The organism is Nocardia sp. NPDC004722 (assembly GCF_053601505.1).
Genome location: NZ_JBSGBY010000997.1, coordinates 1 through 1,832 on the forward strand (window position 1 = coordinate 1; position 1,832 = coordinate 1,832).

Consider the following 1,832-nt stretch of genomic DNA (forward strand, 5'->3'; position numbering starts at 1 on the left):
GTCGCCCCGACCGTGCGCTACGAGTTCACCGGAGCGCTGCCCGCCGGGATCAGCGGCAAGGACGGATTCCTTTATCTAGCGGACCGATACGGCGACGCGACCAACCAGAACCTCGAGTTCGGCGGCCCCGGCCTGGCGACGGTGCCGCTCAACGATCGGCGCACGATCGCCACCCAGGCCGCCGAGATCTCCGCCGACTTCGCCACCTTCGGCGTCGACGAGCTGCTGCGCGAGTTCCTCGCCGAGCGCGGGGTGACCGATTTCGTGCCCGCCGACGCCGACCCGGACGCCGAGTACGCCGACGTCCGCACCCTCGACCTGTCCACCCTGGAACCGTATGTGGCGCGGCCGGGCACGGTGAGCCGCAATGGAATTCCGGTCTCGCAGAGCGAGCCCCGCCGCATCGACCAGGCGTTCATCGGCTCCTGCGCCAACGGCCAGCTCGAGGATCTGCGGATCGCCGCGGAGATCCTGCGCGGCCGCAGCGTCGCGCCCGGGGTCCGGCTGCTGGTCACCCCCGCCTCCCAGCAGGTGTACCGCGACGCGATGCGGCTGGGCTATCTGCAGGACATCGCGGATGCCGGTGGCGTGGTGACCAATTCGACCTGCGGCGCCTGCTTCGGCTACCACATGGGCGTGGTCGGCCCCGGCGAGGTCTGCCTGACCTCGAGCACCCGCAACTTCACCGGCCGCATGGGCAGCACCGAGGCCGACATCTATATGGCCTCCCCGGCCACCGTCGCCGCCTCCGCCGTCACCGGCTACCTCACCGATCCCCGGAGCGTGACCGCATGACCTCCCCCACCACCGGCCGTGTCTGGGTCTTCGGCGATTCCGTCGACACCGACGCCATGTACCCCGCCTACGCCATGAAACTCGACCTCCCCGAGGCGGCCCGGCACATCTTCTACCAGCTGCGACCCGGCTGGACCGACCTCGTCGAGCCCGGCGACATCGTGCTGGCCGGAACGAATTTCGGGGTCGGCTCCTCCCGCCCGGTCGCCGCGCTGTTCCAGCACCTCGGCGTGGCCGCCCTGATCGCGGAGAGCTTCAACTCGCTGTTCTTCCGCAATGCCGTGAACGCGGGACTGCCCGCGCTCACCGCACCCGGCGTCACCACCATGTTCCAGGACGGCCAGACCGGCACCTTCGACCTGGCCACCGGCGACTACCGCAACGACACCACCAGCGAGTCCGCCACGACCCGCCCGCTGCCCGCGCTCCTGCTGGAAATCATCGCCAGCGGCGGCATTCTCCCGCGCCTGGCCGCACAGGGGTTCCTGTCATGACCGCCGCGATCGGACGCCTGCTTCGCCCGGTGCGTGCCGGAATGGATTCCACCGCATGGTTTCACGCGTCCCTGCGTGAGGTCCCCGAGACCTTGGTCCTCGGCAGCACCGCTTTCGCCGACGGCGAGCCGATCCCGCGCAGGCATGCGGGAGCAGGCGTGGGCGAAGACATCTCCCCGGCCCTGCACTGGTCTGGTGTGCCGCCCGAGGCCGCCGAACTGATCCTGATCATCGAAGACCCCGACGCGCCGCTGCGCCGCCCGGTCGTGCACGGCCTGTTCACCGGAATAGACCCGGGCCGCACAGGTTTGCCGGAGGCGGCGCTCGACGCCGGGAACACCACCGCGGGCCTGGTCGCGGGCCTGGGCAGCTTCCGCCGCCGCGGCTACGCGGGTCCGCGCCCGGTGCCGGGCCACGGCGCCCACCGCTATCTCTTCCAGCTCCTGGCCCTTGATCGCGCCAGTGGATCGACCCTCACCGCAACCCATTCCACCACGCTCGCCGCGATCGACGGCCATGTCCTCGCCCGTGGAAAACTGATCG

At 70.6% G+C, this 1,832-nt stretch carries 3 protein-coding genes; all 3 read left to right on the top strand.

Annotated elements, in window-relative coordinates:
* The coding region (locus ACWELQ_RS45040; protein ID WP_452403080.1) for an aconitase family protein at positions 1-795 on the top strand (795 nt) is incomplete at its 5' end.
* Positions 792-1,289 carry a LeuD/DmdB family oxidoreductase small subunit gene (locus tag ACWELQ_RS45045; RefSeq protein WP_452403081.1) on the top strand — a complete coding sequence of 166 codons (498 nt, stop codon included), beginning with the start codon at positions 792-794 and terminating at the stop codon, positions 1,287-1,289. The genes ACWELQ_RS45040 and ACWELQ_RS45045, both read left to right, overlap by 4 nt.
* Positions 1,286-1,832: YbhB/YbcL family Raf kinase inhibitor-like protein (locus ACWELQ_RS45050; protein ID WP_452403082.1), on the top strand; the 547-nt coding region annotated here is incomplete at its 3' end. The genes ACWELQ_RS45045 and ACWELQ_RS45050, both read left to right, overlap by 4 nt.

Coding starts and splice junctions, on each gene's coding strand:
- ACWELQ_RS45045 (WP_452403081.1), top strand. CDS start 792: ATGACCTCCCCCACCACCGGCCGTGTCTGGGTCTTCGGCGATTCCGTC.